The sequence below is a fragment of the Streptomyces sp. NPDC027663 genome (genome assembly GCF_055566415.1).
Map to the genome: position 1 here is coordinate 159,389 of NZ_JBVHSK010000015.1, position 14,863 is coordinate 174,251.

At 71.6% G+C, this 14,863-nt stretch carries 13 protein-coding genes; 10 read left to right on the top strand and 3 right to left on the bottom strand.

The genetic code is table 11. From position 1 onward, the window contains the following. Positions 1-224: 224 nt before the first annotated feature. A complete protein-coding gene (locus tag ACZ4SF_RS31130; RefSeq protein WP_468390910.1) occupies positions 225-1,064 on the bottom strand; it encodes a DUF3109 family protein in 840 nt (279 codons plus the stop codon). A gap of 71 nt (positions 1,065-1,135) precedes the next feature. On the opposite strand from ACZ4SF_RS31130, the gene ACZ4SF_RS31135 reads away from it, so the two are divergent. The 4 genes from ACZ4SF_RS31135 to ilvD all read left to right on the top strand — a co-directional run bounded on the left by ACZ4SF_RS31135 (position 1,136) and on the right by ilvD (position 5,685). Beyond that, a complete protein-coding gene (locus ACZ4SF_RS31135; protein WP_468390912.1) occupies positions 1,136-2,068 on the top strand; it encodes a Ppx/GppA family phosphatase in 933 nt (310 codons plus the stop codon). 191 nt (positions 2,069-2,259) lie between these two features. Next, entirely contained in the window at positions 2,260-3,081 is an 822-nt protein-coding gene (locus ACZ4SF_RS31140; RefSeq protein ID WP_468390915.1) for a sugar phosphate isomerase/epimerase family protein, read from the top strand. Further along, positions 3,078-3,686 (top strand): TetR/AcrR family transcriptional regulator, encoded by a 609-nt coding sequence (locus tag ACZ4SF_RS31145; RefSeq protein ID WP_468390918.1) that lies wholly within the window; start codon positions 3,078-3,080, stop codon positions 3,684-3,686. The genes ACZ4SF_RS31140 and ACZ4SF_RS31145 overlap by 4 nt, the downstream gene beginning before the upstream one ends. 145 nt (positions 3,687-3,831) lie before the next feature. Then, positions 3,832-5,685 carry a dihydroxy-acid dehydratase gene (ilvD, locus tag ACZ4SF_RS31150; protein WP_468390921.1) on the top strand — a complete coding sequence of 618 codons (1,854 nt, stop codon included), beginning with the start codon at positions 3,832-3,834 and terminating at the stop codon, positions 5,683-5,685. Positions 5,686-5,974: 289 nt separating this feature from the next. On the opposite strand, the gene ACZ4SF_RS31155 is transcribed toward ilvD, so the two are convergent. Further along, the gene (locus ACZ4SF_RS31155; RefSeq protein ID WP_468390924.1) at positions 5,975-8,083 is read right to left on the bottom strand and encodes a protein kinase domain-containing protein; all 2,109 of its coding nucleotides are present in this window, start codon (positions 8,081-8,083) and stop codon (positions 5,975-5,977) included. A 153-nt stretch (positions 8,084-8,236) separates the two neighbouring features. On the opposite strand from ACZ4SF_RS31155, the gene ACZ4SF_RS31160 reads away from it, so the two are divergent. From ACZ4SF_RS31160 to proC, 6 genes are all read left to right on the top strand, one after another. Then, positions 8,237-8,554 (top strand): SH3 domain-containing protein, encoded by a 318-nt coding sequence (locus tag ACZ4SF_RS31160; protein ID WP_468390927.1) that lies wholly within the window; start codon positions 8,237-8,239, stop codon positions 8,552-8,554. A 72-nt stretch (positions 8,555-8,626) separates the two neighbouring features. Further along, complete coding sequence (locus ACZ4SF_RS31165) at positions 8,627-9,184, top strand: EamA/RhaT family transporter (RefSeq protein ID WP_468390930.1); 558 nt, start codon at positions 8,627-8,629, stop codon at positions 9,182-9,184. A 411-nt stretch (positions 9,185-9,595) separates the two neighbouring features. After that, positions 9,596-10,390, top strand: a complete 795-nt coding sequence (locus tag ACZ4SF_RS31170; protein ID WP_468390932.1) for a class I SAM-dependent methyltransferase — start codon at positions 9,596-9,598, stop codon at positions 10,388-10,390. A gap of 222 nt (positions 10,391-10,612) precedes the next feature. Next, positions 10,613-11,440 (top strand): ABC transporter ATP-binding protein, encoded by an 828-nt coding sequence (locus ACZ4SF_RS31175; RefSeq protein WP_468390936.1) that lies wholly within the window; start codon positions 10,613-10,615, stop codon positions 11,438-11,440. Then, positions 11,437-12,219: an ABC transporter permease gene (locus ACZ4SF_RS31180; RefSeq protein ID WP_468390939.1), complete on the top strand. Its 783-nt coding sequence runs from the start codon at positions 11,437-11,439 to the stop codon at positions 12,217-12,219. The genes ACZ4SF_RS31175 and ACZ4SF_RS31180 overlap by 4 nt, the downstream gene beginning before the upstream one ends. Positions 12,220-12,304: 85 nt before the next feature. Next, entirely contained in the window at positions 12,305-13,117 is an 813-nt protein-coding gene (gene proC / locus ACZ4SF_RS31185) for a pyrroline-5-carboxylate reductase (protein WP_468390942.1), read from the top strand. A gap of 48 nt (positions 13,118-13,165) precedes the next feature. Here the strand turns inward: proC and trpS are convergent, their stop codons facing one another. Continuing rightward, positions 13,166-14,188, bottom strand: coding sequence for a tryptophan--tRNA ligase (trpS, locus tag ACZ4SF_RS31190; protein WP_468390945.1), 1,023 nt, complete (start codon positions 14,186-14,188; stop codon positions 13,166-13,168). Between the last annotated feature and the right edge of the window lie 675 nt (positions 14,189-14,863).

Here is a 14,863-nt window from a genome sequence, read left to right on the forward strand (position 1 = left end):
CGATGTCGGGTGCTGGGGGTGCCGTCGGCTTCAGGGGCGCCGGTTGCCGGTTGCCTGCAGTGACCGGTGGCCGTTGCTGGTCGCCGAGCGCCGAGCGCCGAGCGCCGAGCGCCGAGCGCCGAGCGCCGAGCGCCGTGGGTGCCGGGTACCGGATGGCGGTCGGTGCCTCGGGGGCCTTCACGGGCACGCGAGGCGGGTGGCCGGCGGCAGACGGCGTGTGCCGGTTACGGTTCCGGGTCCGCCGGGTGGGGGGCCAGCAGCGGCAGCTGGGACGCCAGCCGCTGCTCGCACAGCTCGACGAGACGGTCGTACCCCGCCTTGCCCATCAGCTCGGTCAGCTCGGCGCGGTACGAGACGTACACCGGCTCCCCGGCGCCGTGCGCGGAGGTCGCCGAGGTGCACCACCAGTGCAGGTCATGGCCGCCCGGACCCCAGCCCCGGCGGTCGTACTCGCCGATCGACACCTGCAGCACGCGCGTGTCGTCCGGCCGGTCGATCCAGTCGTACGTCCGCCGGATCGGCAGCTGCCAGCAGACGTCCGGCTTGGTCTCCAGCGGTTCCCGGCCCTCCCGCAGGGCGAGGATGTGCAGCGAGCAGCCCGCGCCGCCCGCGAACCCGGGCCGGTTCTGGAAGATGCAGGACCCCTGGAAGGGCCGGGTCTGCCGGGAGCCGTCCTCGTCCTTCGAGACCCACCCGTTGCGCGTGCCCTCGTCGTGGTGCTGCCAGATCTCGGGGGTGAGCCGTGCCACATGTTCGGCGACCCGCTTCTCGTCGTCCTCGTCGGAGAAGTGCGCCCCCAGCGTGCAGCACCCGTCCTCCGCGCGGCCCGCCTGAATGCCCTGGCAGCCACTGCCGAAGATGCAGTTCCAGCGAGACGTCAGCCAGGTCAGATCGCAGCGGAACACCTGCTCGTCGTCCGCCGGGTCAGGAAACTCCACCCAGGCGCGCGCGAAGTCGAGCCCCTTCTCGTCGCTCACCTTCGCCCCCTTGGACGCTTTGGCGGTCTTGCGAACCTTGTCCGCCTTTTCGGTTTTCCCGGATTTCGCCTTTTTCGTCTTTGGCACCCGTCCAGGGTAAGTGGCCCGAGCCCGGTCCGGGGACCGAGGACAGACGTTCTGGCAGTAGCGTTCCGCATATGAGACTCGGTGTCCTGGACGTGGGTTCGAACACGGTGCATCTGCTGGTGGTGGACGCTCACCCCGGCGCGCGCCCGCTGCCCGCGCATTCGCACAAGGCCGACCTTCGGCTCGCCCAACTCCTCGACGACAGCGGTGCCATCGGCGACGACGGCATCCACAAGCTGACCGACGTCGTGCGAGAGGCGCTCCAGGCCGCCGAGGACAAGGGCGTCGAGGACCTGCTCCCGTTCGCGACCTCCGCGGTCCGCGAGGCCACCAACGCCGACGACGTCCTCACGCGCGTGGAGGCCGAGACCGGCGTACGGCTCCAGGTCCTCACCGGCGAGGAGGAGGCCCGGCTCACCTTCCTCGCCGTACGCCGCTGGTTCGGCTGGTCCGCCGGGAAGCTGCTCGTCCTGGACATCGGCGGCGGCTCCCTGGAGATCGCCTACGGCATGGACGAGGAGCCGGACATCGCCGCTTCCCTCCCGCTCGGCGCCGGCCGCCTCACCGCCGGCTGGCTGCCCGGCGACCCGCCCGACCCGGAGGCCGTCCGCGGCCTGCGCCGGCACGTGCGCGCGGAGATCGCGCGCACGTGCGGCGAGTTCAGTCGCTTCGGCGCCCCCGACCACGTGGTCGCCACCTCCAAGACCTTCAAGCAGCTCGCCCGGATCGCCGGCGCCGCCCGCAGCGCCGAGGGCCTCTACGTCCAGCGCGAACTCAAGCGCGAGTCCCTGGAGGCCTGGGTCCCCCGTCTGGCAGGGATGACGGCCGGCCAGCGTGCCGAGCTTCCCGGCGTCTCGGAGGGCAGGTCGAGCCAGCTCCTCGCCGGCGCCCTGGTGGCCGAGGGCGCGATGGACCTGTTCGGCGTGGAGAAGCTGGAGATCTGTCCCTGGGCCCTGAGGGAAGGCGTCATCCTGCGGCGCCTCGATCACATGGGCGGCGACTAGCGCCCGTCAGGGGCGCGGTGCCGTAGGGGCGCGGGGCCGTGCCGTCATACGGCTCCGCCGCGTGGGCGCGATCGGCCTGGCGCACCCGCACCGCACCCGCACCCGCGCGCGGGCGCACCCCTGGTCGCGCAAATGGGGAAAGTCACAACGGCGAACAGGCACCCAACACCGGCACCACCCCACGCCGTAAGGTGACGGACGTGGCTGAACCAACGGACGTGCGCATCGCGCTGTCGACGGCCTCCGTGTACCCGGAGTCGACGGCGACGGCTTTCGAGATCGCTGCGCGCCTCGGCTACGACGGAGTCGAGGTCATGGTGTGGACCGACCCGGTCAGCCAGGACATCGAGGCCCTGCGCCGCCTGTCGGACTACCACGGCGTCCCGATCCTGGCCGTCCACGCCCCCTGTCTGCTGATCACCCAGCGGGTCTGGTCCACGGATCCCTGGGTGAAGCTCCAGCGGGCCCGGGTCGCGGCGGAGAAGCTGGGGGCCTCCACGGTCGTCGTACACCCGCCGTTCCGCTGGCAGCGGCAGTACGCCCGGGACTTCGTCGACGGCATCTGGCGGATGGCGGACGAGACGGACGTACGGTTCGCCGTCGAGAACATGTACCCGTGGCGCTACCGCGACCGCGAGATGCTCGCCTACGCCCCCGACTGGGACGTCACCAACCACGACTACCGGCACTTCACGATCGATCTCAGCCACACGGCGACGGCCCGTACCGACGCCCTGGACATGATCGGCCGCATGGGGGACCGGCTCGGGCACGTCCATCTGGCCGACGGCCGCGGCTCGGCCAAGGACGAGCACCTGGTGCCCGGCCGCGGCACCCAGCCCTGCGCCGAAGTACTGGAGCGCCTCGCGCTCACCGGCTTCGACGGCCATGTCGTCATCGAGGTCAACACCCGCCGGGCGATGTCCGGCGCCGAACGTGAGGCCGACCTCGCCGAGGCCCTGGAGTTCACGCGCAAGCACCTCGCCTCGGCGGTACGGGTCCCCCGGCGATGACGACCCAGCCCGCCCCCCGCCGCCGCGGCCGCCCGCCGCGCACCGAGTCCGCCGACACCCGCGACCGGATCCTCACCTCCGCCCGTGAGGAGTTCTCCGCGCGCGGGTACGAGAAGACGTCCGTCCGCGGGATCGCCAAGGCCGCCGGCGTGGACTCGGCACTGGTCCACCACTACTTCGGCACCAAGGAGCAGGTCTTCGAGGCGGCCATCGAGGTCGCCTTCGCCCCTGCCCTGAACGCGCCGGCCGCGGTGGCCGCCGGCCCGGTGGAGGGTGTGGGGGAGCGGCTGACCCGGTTCGTCCTCGGCGTCTGGGACAACCCCGCGACCCGTGCGCCGCTCCTCGCCATCCTCCGCTCCGCCGTGACCAACGAGACCGCCGCCGCCGTCTTCCGCCGCCTCGTCGCCACCCAGCTGCTGCGCCGCGTCGCCGCCCAGCTGGACCTTCCGGACGCGGAGCTGCGCGCCGAACTGGCGGCCGCGCAGATCGTCGGTACGGCGATGATGCGCTACGTGATCAAGCTGGAGCCACTGGCCTCGGCGGACCTGGAGCAGATCATCGCGCGCGTGGCGCCGGTGGTGCAGGCCCACCTGACGCAGCCCTGACAGCACCGTCCGTGAAACGCGCGTCCCGCATTCCGGACACGCATGTCCAGCCCTTGGAGCACCGGCGTACGCTCGACCGTACAGTCAGAACTCTCCGGACTCTTCGCCTGAAGGTCCCGGAAGGTCTCCGAAGGAGCGAGCGACGATGCCCGAGCTGAGGTCCCGCACAGTCACCCACGGCCGCAACATGGCGGGCGCCCGCGCCCTTATGCGTGCCTCCGGTGTACCCGGCGCGGACATCGGCCGGAAGCCGATCATCGCCGTCGCGAACTCCTTCACCGAGTTCGTGCCGGGCCACACCCACCTCCAGCCGGTCGGCCGGATCGTCAGCGAGGCGATCAGGGAGGCGGGCGGCATCCCGCGCGAGTTCAACACGATCGCCGTGGACGACGGCATCGCCATGGGCCACGGCGGGATGCTCTACTCCCTGCCCTCCCGCGACCTGATCGCGGACTCGGTCGAGTACATGGTCGAGGCCCACTGCGCCGACGCCCTCGTCTGCATCTCCAACTGCGACAAGATCACCCCGGGCATGCTCAACGCCGCCCTGCGGCTGAACATCCCTACGGTCTTCGTCTCCGGCGGCCCCATGGAGTCCGGCCGCGCCACCCTCGTGGACGGCACGGTCCGCACGCTCGACCTGGTCGACGCGATCTCCGACGCCGTCAACGACAAGATCTCCGACGAGGACATCCTCCGCATCGAGGAGAACGCCTGCCCCACCTGTGGCAGCTGTTCCGGCATGTTCACCGCCAACTCGATGAACTGCCTCACCGAGGCCATCGGCCTCTCCCTGCCCGGCAACGGCTCGGTCCTCGCCACCCACACCGCCCGCCGCGCCCTCTACGAGAACGCGGCCCGCACGGTCATGGACCTCACCCGCCGCTACTACGAACAGGACGACGACACGGTCCTGCCGCTCAACATCGCCACCTTCCAGGCCTTCGAGAACGCCATGGCCCTGGACATCGCGATGGGCGGCTCCACCAACACGATCCTGCACCTGCTGGCCGCCGCCCAGGAGGCCGGTGTCCCGTTCGGCCTGGACCAGATCGACGCCGTCTCGCGCCGCGTCCCCTGCCTCGCCAAGGTCGCCCCGAACGTCGCGAAGGACCGCACGTACTACATGGAGGACGTGCACCGCGCCGGCGGCATCCCCGCCCTCCTCGGTGAACTGCACCGCGCGGGCCTGCTCAACGAGGACGTCCACGCCGTCCACAGCCCCTCCCTCGCCGACTGGCTGAAGACCTGGGACGTCCGCGGCGGCTCCCCGTCCCCCGAGGCGGTCGAGCTGTGGCACGCGGCCCCCGGCTGCGTCCGCTCCGCCGAGGCCTTCTCCCAGTCCGAGCGCTGGGAGGCCCTGGACGAGGACGCCGAGAACGGCTGCATCCGCTCCGCCGAGCACGCGTACTCCAAGGACGGCGGCCTGGCGGTGCTCCGCGGCAACCTCGCTGTCGACGGCTGCGTGGTGAAGACGGCCGGCGTGGACGAGTCGATCTGGACGTTCGAGGGCCCGGCGGTCGTCTGCGAGTCCCAGGACGAGGCCGTCCAGCGGATCCTGACCCAGGAGGTCAAGGACGGCGACGTCGTCGTCATCCGCTACGAGGGCCCCAAGGGCGGCCCCGGCATGCAGGAGATGCTGTACCCGACCTCGTACCTGAAGGGCCGCGGCCTCGGCAAGACCTGCGCCCTGATCACCGACGGCCGCTTCTCCGGCGGCACCTCGGGCCTGTCCATCGGCCACGCCTCCCCCGAGGCGGCCTCCGGCGGCACCATCGCCCTGGTCCAGGACGGCGACCGCATCCGCATCGACATCCCGGGCCGCTCGATCGAGCTGCTCGTGGACGAGGCGGAGCTGGCCCGCCGGGAGCAGGAGCTGAACGGCGTGTACGCCCCGAAGAACCGCGACCGCAAGGTCTCCGCCGCCCTCCGCGCCTACGCGGCGATGGCGACGAGCGCCGACAAGGGCGCGGTGCGCGACGTGTCCCGGCTGGGCTGACCGGCCACACGGTGCGGCTGTACGACCCGGCCGCACTTTGCGGCGGCTGTACGTCCTGGCCGTGCGACCCGGCCGCACTGTGCCGCTGTACGTCCCGGCTGTGAGTCCCGGCCGCATTTTGCGGCTGTACGACCGGCCGCAGGATGCGGCCGCGGGACCGGGTCCTTCGCCGGGTCCCCGGAGCCGGCCGTTCGCTCGGCCCGATCCGGTCGCAGGATCCGTGCCGTGTGCGGGGCCGCCTCCCCTGGGGGCGGCCCTTAGCCGTATCGCCGGGCCGGGTCGCGGGACCTCACCACCGCGCGGGCGAGCGGCCGTCCACGGCGAAGACGGTGCCGTCGGGCGCGGTGGCGCAGATGCGGGTGCCGACGATCAGCGGCGCGGGCGGTGTGCTCATGACCTGGGCCGAGTTCGCGCCCAGACGTGCGGGCGTCTGCCCGACGAGCCGCCCCTTCCCGGCGTCGACGGCGAGCAGCCGGCCGTCGCTCGCGGTGAAGTAGACCCGGCCGCCCTCCACGACGGGGGCGGAACCACGGCTCACGGACGTCTCCAGATGCCACAGATACCTGCCCGACCCCAGGTCCACGGCATCGAGGGAACCGCCGGTGGCCAGTACATAGGCCACCTCCCCCTGCACGGCCATGTGCGCGCCGTCGAGCACGGCGGGCAGCGCGAGGCGCCGCGTCGCCCCGGTCGCTGGGGAGTAGCGGACGATCTCCTTGGCGCCGTAGCCACTGTCGACGGCCAGGAAGTACACAGAACCGTCCTTGCCCGCGGCGACGGGCTTCAGCCATCCCTCCAGCCGGGCCTCCCACCCGGCCTTGCCCGTGCCCGGATCCACCGCGGTCACCTGGGTGCTCCTGCCGTCGGCGGACGTACGCGTGGCATACGCGGACCCGCCCGCCTCTCCCGGGAACGAGGCGAAGGACGGCACACCCTGGCCCGGCACCGCGCTCCGCCAGCGCGTGGTACCGGTCGCGCCGTCCACGCCGGTGACCGCTCCGCCGGCATCGGCGAGCAGGGCCGTGCCGCCGGCGTACCGCACCGTCGTCCCCGTCGGCAGGCGGCGGTGCCAGACGTCCTTGCCGGTGGCCGGGTCGAGCCCCGCGAGCCGCGAACCGCCGTCGGTGTACGGCTGCACCAGTCCGCCGGAGACGGCCGGCGGGCCGCTCGTGGTCCGCGTGTCGACCGAGCGCCGCCACAGCAGCCTGCCGTCGGAGGCGGAGAGCGCGAAGACGACACCCGGCCGCGCACAGAGCAACCGGCCCGCGCTGCCGGCACATTGCGGCATGCCCTCGCCCCCGGGCACGGACCGGGCCGTCCAGGGGCCGGCGGCAACCGTCCGGGCCGGCCCGCTCTCCCGCCGGGGAGCCGGGTCGTCGCCGAGCGCCCAGACCCAGGCGAGGGAACCCACCAGCGCCAGCGCGAGGGCTCCGGCACCAAGGAGCAGCGGCCTGCGGCCCGGGCGCCTCGCCGGGGTCCGACCGGCCGGCTCAGGGCCCGGTGCCACCGCCGGTGCGGGCCCGTCCTCACCCGTCCGCTGCGCCGGTATGAACGCCTGCGTGTCGAACGAGGCCGCCACCGAGCGCAGTTCCCGCATCAGTTCGTCCGGCGTGGGCCGGTCCTCGGGCTCCTTGGCCAGGCAGCGCCGGATCAGCGGCGCGAGACTGTCCGGCACACCGGTCAGGTCGGGTTCGTCGTGCACCACCTGGTACGCGACGACGTACGGGCTGTCGGAGTCGAACGGCCCACGGCCGGTGGCCGCGTGCACCAGGACCGACCCGAGCGCGAAGATGTCGGCCGCGGGCCCCACTTCCCGGGGGCGCCGGAACTGCTCGGGCGCCATGAACGGCGGTGTCCCGATCAACTTGCCCGTCTCGGTCCGCAGTTCGCTGTCCTTCGGCCGCGAGATGCCGAAGTCGATGACCTTCGGCCCGTCCTCGGCGAGCAGCACGTTGCTCGGCTTCAGATCACGGTGCACCACGCCGACCCGGTGGATGTCCCGCAGTGCCTCGGCGAGCCCGGCCATCAGCCTGCGCAACTGCGCAGGCGGCAGGGGACCCTTCCGCTTTACCTGATCGGAAAGGGTCGGACCGGGAATGAACAGCGTGGCCATCCAGGGCCGTTCAGCCTCCGGATCGGCGTCCACGACTGGCGCGGTGAAGGCACCGCTGACCCGCCGCGCGGCGGCCACTTCCTGTCGGAAACGGCCTCTGAACTCGGGGTCCCGGGCGAACTCGGCATGTACGACCTTCACCGCGAGCTTCATCCCCGAGGTGCTCCGGGCAAGGTGCACGACCCCCATGCCACCGGACCCCAGACAGGACTCCAGCCGGTAGTGACCGTCGTATTCGGGAAGTTCCGCTTCCGCGCCCGCTCCGGTGTTGCGCTGTGGCGTCATGGCCCCCCCGTGCTGTTCGTCCGCGCGCGCGACGCACGGAGCCTAGTCGATGACTCGTACGAGACCGAGGCGGCTTGCTAGCGTCTGCGTGCGGGTTGCGCACATGCGTTTCGCGCCGAGTTCCAGGCAAGCAACGGGGGAGGGCCCACTTACATGTCAGTTGAGCGCACACAAGAGGCCGAGGCCATCGAGGACACCGCCGCGCAGCAGGCGGCGGCAGCCGTCCGCACCTACGCCGTCGCCCCCGGCGTCCGGCTGAACGTCCGCAGCGGCCCCGGCACCGGCTACAACCTCGTCCGCGTCCTGCCGGAGGGCGTCCGGGTGCCGATCTACTGCCAGTCGCCCGGTACGAAGGTGTCGGGCCCCTACGGCACGACGAACATCTGGGACCTCATCGACAGCGGTGAGTACGTCTCGGACGCCTTCGTGCACACGGGCAGCGACGGCTACGTCGCCCCCCGCTGCGGCTGACGCCCCGGGGCGCCCGGCGAGAGACGGACCCGCCCCGGTCCCCGCAGGAAATGCACACCCCATAATCGTCCCGTGAGCGACGAAACCGGCACCCCGGACACCCCGGCGGGCTCCACCGCGGGCGCGACCCAGGCCGCCACGGCCCAGGACCCCGGACCCCGCCCCGAGCCCCTGCGCTTCTTCGGCACGTCCTGGGTGGACCACGACAACGGCTACACGGCCCGCCGCGCCGGTGTGGCCGTGGGCTCCCTCGCCGCTGCCGCCGTCTCCTGCCTGGTGCTGCGCTTCGCCTACGAGGGCGTCCAGATCGCCGACACCGGCTCCTTCGTGACCGTGCTGGTCATCGCCATGTTCGCGATCTGCAGCGCGCTCGCCTTCCGCAACACCTGGGAAGGCTTCGGCAAGCGGCACGACCCCGAGCGACAGGCCTCCCTGCGCGGCCTGCTCGCCATCGGCTTCGTCGGCTCCCTCCTCGCCTACTTCGTCCGTTCCCTCACCGAGGCCCCGGGCGAGAAGCTGCACCGCGAGGAGTACGAGAAGGCCCGCGAGGCCCACGAACGCCGCACGACCCGCCGCACCGGCAACCCCTCGAAGAACGGGAAGGGTTCCCGGAACAGGCGTCGCCGGTAGAGCGCGGACAGCACAGCCCGGGGCGCACCGGGACGCGGTGACTCCGGAAGGGCGTGCAGCCACCCGCACGGAGTGCCGCAACCCGGGGGACGCCGGGACGCGGTGACTCCGGAAGGGCGTGCAGCCACCCGCACGGAGTGCCGCAACCCGGGGGACGCCGGGAAGCGGTGACTCCGGAAGGGCGTGCAGCCACCCGCACGGAGTGCCGCAACCCGGGGGACGCCGGGAAGCGGTGACTCCGGAAGGGCGAGCAGCCGGCCGCACGGAGTGCGGGCCCACCCGGGAGGGATGACGTACCGGCACGCCCTCCACCGCAGGCGGTGCAGCAGGAGCGCCCGCTGCAGACCGTGGGCGACGGCGAACTCCGGAAATCGCTGTCCCCGCCCCACCCCGTCCGCCCACGATGACTCCATGACAGCCGCCCAGTCGACGCCCGCCGGTTCACCCGCCTTCCACGCCGCCCGAGCCACCTCCTTCAACTCAGCCGCCGCCCAGTACGCGGCGAACCGCCCCTCCTATCCGCCCGCCCTCTTCGACGCCGTCGAGGAACTGGCCGGCCGCTCCTTGTCCGGTGCCAGGACCGTGGACGTCGGCGCCGGCACCGGTATCGCGACCGCTCTGCTGCACGCCCGCGGAGCCGACGTCCTCGCCGTCGAACCCGGCGCGGGCATGGCCGCCGAGTTCCGCCGAGCACTCCCGCACATCCCGTTGGTCCGCGGCAACGGCAACGCCCTTCCCGTCGCCGACGCCCGCGCCGACCTCCTCACCTACGCCCAGGCCTGGCACTGGACCGACCCGGCCCGCTCGGTGCCGGAAGCCCTGCGCGTGCTGCGACCGGGCGGTGCGCTGGCGCTGTGGTGGAACGGTGATGCCCTGGACGTCCCGTGGCTCGCCGAGGCCGCCGGACGCATCGGCCGCTTCTTCGGTGTGGACGTCGCCGCCCAGCAACGGGACGGAAGCCGCACCGAACTGGCCGACCCGAGCGGCCGCCTCCGCTTCCTCCGTCGCGAGGTCCGCTGGAGCCGCCGCGTCACGATCGACACCCACCTCGCCAACATCGGCAGCCACTCGGCGTTCCTCCTCACGCCCGAGGAGCGCAGGACCGCCTTCCTGGAGGAGGAGCGCGGCCACCTGTTGAAGGTCTTCCCGGACGGCCTCGTCGAGGAGGTGTACGAGGTGCTCCTCCTCGTCGCCCTGAAGCCCTGACCCGGCTCACTCCTCAGCCCTGCCCGGCTGAACAACCGAATCCTGCCCACTGCGAGCGGCGGCCGCCCCCGACCCGGCCGCCGCTCCCGCATGTGCAGCGCTCGCTCTCTCCGCGGACTCGCGGCCGCTACTCCCGCATGTGCAGCCCTCGCTCGCTCTCTCCGCGGACACTCGGCCGCCGCCCCCTTGACGGCTCACGCCCGCGGACCGATTATTCATCGCATGATGAATTATGCGCCGGACCCACCACACCAACCCCTCACCCCCGCCGTCCACGCCGACGGCCTCACCGTCGTGCGCGGCCCCCGCACGGTCCTGCACCACCTCCGCTTCACCGTCCCGCGGGGTCAGATCACCGGCCTGCTCGGCCCCTCCGGCTGCGGCAAGTCCACTCTCATGCGCTCGATCGTCGGCACCCAGGCCAAGGCCACCGGCACCCTCGATGTCCTCGGCCACCCGGCCGGCCACCCCACCCTGCGCAGCCGCATCGGCTACGTCACCCAGGCCCCCTCCGTCTACGACGACCTCACCGTCCGTCAGAACCTCGAGTACTTCGCCGCGATCCTCGACCCCGGCCGAGCCGCCGCCGAACGCCGCCACCAGCACGTCATCCAGGCCATCGCCGACGTCGACCTCACCAGCCGCGCCGACGCCCTCGCCGGCAACCTCTCCGGCGGCCAGCGCAACCGCGTCTCCCTGGCCGTCGCCCTCCTCGGCACCCCCGATCTCCTCGTCCTCGACGAACCGACCGTCGGCCTCGACCCCGTCCTCCGCCGCGACCTGTGGAACCTCTTCCACGACCTCGCCGCCACCCGCGGCACCACCCTCCTCGTCTCCTCCCACGTCATGGACGAGGCCGAGCGCTGCCACCGCCTCCTCCTCATGCGCGAGGGCGAGCTCCTCACCGGGGACACCTCCCGGCCGGAGGCTGGGGGAGACACCCCGGACGCCCTGCGCACCCGCACCGGTACCGACACCGTCGAGGCCGCCTTCCTGCGCCTCGTCGACGAAGCAGCTGCCGCGAGCCGCCCGAAAGAGAGCACCCGATGAGCACCACCAGCACGACAACCCCCGCTGCGGCCCCCAGGACGCTCAACGTCTCCCGCACCGCAGCCACCGCGAGCCGGGTCCTGCGCCAGCTGCGCCACGACCCGCGCACCATCGCGCTGCTGATCCTCATCCCGTGCCTGATGCTGATCCTGCTGCGCTACGTCTTCGACGCCAGCCCACGCACCTTCGACAACATCGGCGCCTCGCTGCTCGGCATCTTCCCGCTGATCACGATGTTCCTGGTCACCTCCATCGCCACCCTGCGCGAACGCACCTCCGGTACCCTCGAACGCCTCCTCGCCATGCCCCTCGGCAAGGCCGACGTCATCGCCGGCTACGCCCTGGCCTTCGGCGCCCTCGCCATCGTCCAGTCCGCCCTGGCCACCGGACTCGCGGTCTGGTTCCTCGGCCTGGACGTCACCGGCTCCGCATGGCTGCTCCTGCTCGTCGCCCTCCTCGACGCCCTGCTCGGCACGGCCCTCGGCCTCTTCGTCTCGGCCTTCGCGGCCTCCGAATTCCAGGCGGTCCAGTTCATGCCCGCGGTGATCTTTCCTCAGCTCCTCCTCTGCGGCCTCTTCACACCCCGCTCCGACATGCACCCCGTCCTGGAGGTCGTCTCCGACGCCCTGCCCATGTCGTACGCCGTCGACGGCATGAACGAGGTCCTCCACCACACCGACATGACAGCCACCTTCGTCAGGGACGTCCTGATCGTGGCCGGCTGCGCACTGCTGGTGCTGGTCATGGGCGCGGCGACCCTGCGACGACGGACCCCCTGACCTCCGAACCGGCGGGTGCACAAAGGACGTCCGCCCACCGGACAACCTCCGCGCACCCCTCCTCGCCGGTGCGAAACTGAACCGCATGAGCCAGAAAGTCGCAGTCCTCGGCACCGGCAAGATCGGCGAAGCCCTGCTCAGCGGAATGATCCGGGCCGGCTGGGCCCCCGCCGACCTCGTGGTCACCGCCCGCCGCGCGGAACGCGCCGAAGAACTCCGCACCCGCTACGGAGTCGCCCCGGTCAGCAACGCCGAGGCCGCCAAGACCGCCGACACCCTGATCCTCACGGTCAAGCCGCAGGACATGGGCACCCTCCTGGACGAACTGGCACCGCACATCCCCGCCGACCGCCTGATCATCAGCGGAGCCGCCGGCATTCCCACCTCCTTCTTCGAGGAGCGCCTGGCCCCAGGCACCCCCGTCGTCCGAGTCATGACCAACACCCCCGCCCTCGTCGACGAGGCCATGTCGGTCATCTCCGCGGGCAGCCACGCCACCGAGGCTCACCTCGCGCACGCCGAGGAGATCTTCGGCGGCGTCGGCAAGACCCTCCGCGTCCCCGAGAGCCAGCAGGACGCCTGCACCGCACTGTCCGGCTCCGGCCCCGCCTATTTCTTCTACCTGGTCGAAGCCATGACCGACGCCGGCATCCTGCTCGGCCTGCCCCGCGACAAGGCCCACGACCTCATCGTCCAGTCCGCCATCGGCGCCGCCGTGATGCTCCGCGACAGCGGCGAACACCCCGTCAAGCTCCGGGAGAACGTCACCTCCCCGGCCGGCACGACGATCAACGCCATCCGTGAACTGGAGAACCACGGCGTACGAGCCGCCCTCATCGCCGCCCTCGAAGCCGCCCGCGACCGCAGCCGCGAACTCGCCTCCGGCAAGAAGGACTGACTTCCTGCCCTCTGCGGGCGGCGGCCCACCCCGCCGCCCGCACCCCGGCTACCGGACCGCGGTCAGCGAGGGCTCCGCCGCGGGCGGCAGCAACCCGATCGCCCGGTAGGCCGTATCGACCCGCGGCCGAGCCGACTCCCGGGCCTTCTCCGCACCATCCCGCAACACCCCCTCCACATACACCGGATCAGCGCACAGCTCCCGGTGCCTGGCCTGCACGGGCCGCAGCACCTCCACCACCGCCTCCGCGGTGTCCTTCTTCAAAGAGCCGTACGAGTCGTAAACGTCCGCCAGTGACGCAGGGTTCCCGCCCGTACACGCAGCGAGAATCTCCAGCAGGTTCGCGAGGCCCGGCCGCTCCTCCCGGTCGTAGACGACGTCCCGCCCGCTGTCGGTCACCGCCCGCAGCACCTTCCTGCGCACCACGTCCGGCTCGTCCAGCAGATAGACGACTCCCTGCCCCGTGTCCGACTTCCCCATCTTCGAGGTCGGGTTCTGCAGGTTCATCACCCGAGCCGCCACCCCCGGAAGCGTCACCTTCGGCACCACGAACGTGTGCCCGTACCGCTGGTTGAACCGGACCGCGAGATCCCGCGCCAGTTCCACGTGCTGCACCTGGTCGTCCCCGACCGGCACCTCGTCCGTACCGAACGCCAGGATGTCCGCCGCCATCAGCACCGGATACGTCAGCAGCGACAGCCGCACGCTCCCGCCGCGCTCGCGCTCCCGCGCGGACTTCTCCTTGTACTGGATCATGCGCCGCATCTCACCGTCGCCGGCCACGCACTCCAGCAGGTACGACAGACGGGTGTGCTCACCGACATGGCTCTGCACGTACAAGGTGCACAGCTCCGGATCGAGCCCGGCGGCCAGCAGCAGCGTCGCCGTCTGCCGGCTGAGCCGCCGCACCCGCGCCGGGTCGTGGTCCACCGTCAGCGCATGCAGATCCACGATGCAGAACAGCGAGTCCGCCCGGTACTGGTCGACCTCGGCCCACCGCCGCATGGCCCCCAGGTAGTTCCCCAGGGTCACGTGCCCGCTCGGCTGGATCCCGCTGAATACTCGCTTCATCTCCACTCCACCTTCTGCCGGGACCGCCGCCCCTGCGGCCGGTCCCCCTGTCCGGGAGGGAGATACGAGAACGGCCGCCGAAGCGGCGGCCGTCGAGTGCATACGTGAGTCCGGCCGCCGTCAGGCGGCCCACCAGAACTGGGTGCACGTACGCGTAGTCATGGGCCCCAGCGTACGCCTCGGGGGAGGCCCTCGGCAGTGAGTTGACACGCCCCAGGCCGATCCGTACAGTTCTCCGAGTTGTCCGACGTGAGAGCCGACCCCGGTCGGTCCCCGGACAGCCATTCCGCAAGCACCACACACTCAATCGACGCTCCTGCGCCGACTGCTTTGGTGTGCGTATTTGCGAAATGAGGAATCCGCGTTCGAAAGGACGTCGGCGCCGATTAGCTCGGGAGCCAGGAATCCGCTAAAGTCTCACTCGTCGGAACGGCCCAGCGGGCCGGGAAGACAATCCCGCTGACTGGGAGTCAGACGCCGAAAGGATCTGATAGAGTCGGAACCGCCGGAAAGGGAAACGCGAGAGCGGGAACCTGGAAAGCACCGAGGAAATCGGATCGAGAAAAGATCTGATAGACTCGGAAACACGAAGGGAAGCGCCCGGAGGAAAGCCCGAGAGGGTGAGTACAAAGGAAGCGACCGTTCCTTGAGAACTCAACAGCGTGCCAAAAATCA

What these genes read in the sequence shown, in the direction of transcription:
- ACZ4SF_RS31135 (WP_468390912.1), top strand. Translation starts at nt 1,136, where the DNA reads ATGAGACTCGGTGTCCTGGACGTGGGTTCGAACACGGTGCATCTGCTG.
- ACZ4SF_RS31145 (WP_468390918.1), top strand. Translation starts at nt 3,078, where the DNA reads ATGACGACCCAGCCCGCCCCCCGCCGCCGCGGCCGCCCGCCGCGCACC.
- ilvD (WP_468390921.1), top strand. Translation starts at nt 3,832, where the DNA reads ATGCCCGAGCTGAGGTCCCGCACAGTCACCCACGGCCGCAACATGGCG.
- ACZ4SF_RS31155 (WP_468390924.1), bottom strand. Translation starts at nt 8,083, where the DNA reads ATGACGCCACAGCGCAACACCGGAGCGGGCGCGGAAGCGGAACTTCCC.
- ACZ4SF_RS31160 (WP_468390927.1), top strand. Translation starts at nt 8,237, where the DNA reads ATGTCAGTTGAGCGCACACAAGAGGCCGAGGCCATCGAGGACACCGCC.
- ACZ4SF_RS31170 (WP_468390932.1), top strand. Translation starts at nt 9,596, where the DNA reads ATGACAGCCGCCCAGTCGACGCCCGCCGGTTCACCCGCCTTCCACGCC.
- ACZ4SF_RS31175 (WP_468390936.1), top strand. Translation starts at nt 10,613, where the DNA reads ATGATGAATTATGCGCCGGACCCACCACACCAACCCCTCACCCCCGCC.
- ACZ4SF_RS31180 (WP_468390939.1), top strand. Translation starts at nt 11,437, where the DNA reads ATGAGCACCACCAGCACGACAACCCCCGCTGCGGCCCCCAGGACGCTC.
- proC (WP_468390942.1), top strand. Translation starts at nt 12,305, where the DNA reads ATGAGCCAGAAAGTCGCAGTCCTCGGCACCGGCAAGATCGGCGAAGCC.
- trpS (WP_468390945.1), bottom strand. Translation starts at nt 14,188, where the DNA reads ATGAAGCGAGTATTCAGCGGGATCCAGCCGAGCGGGCACGTGACCCTG.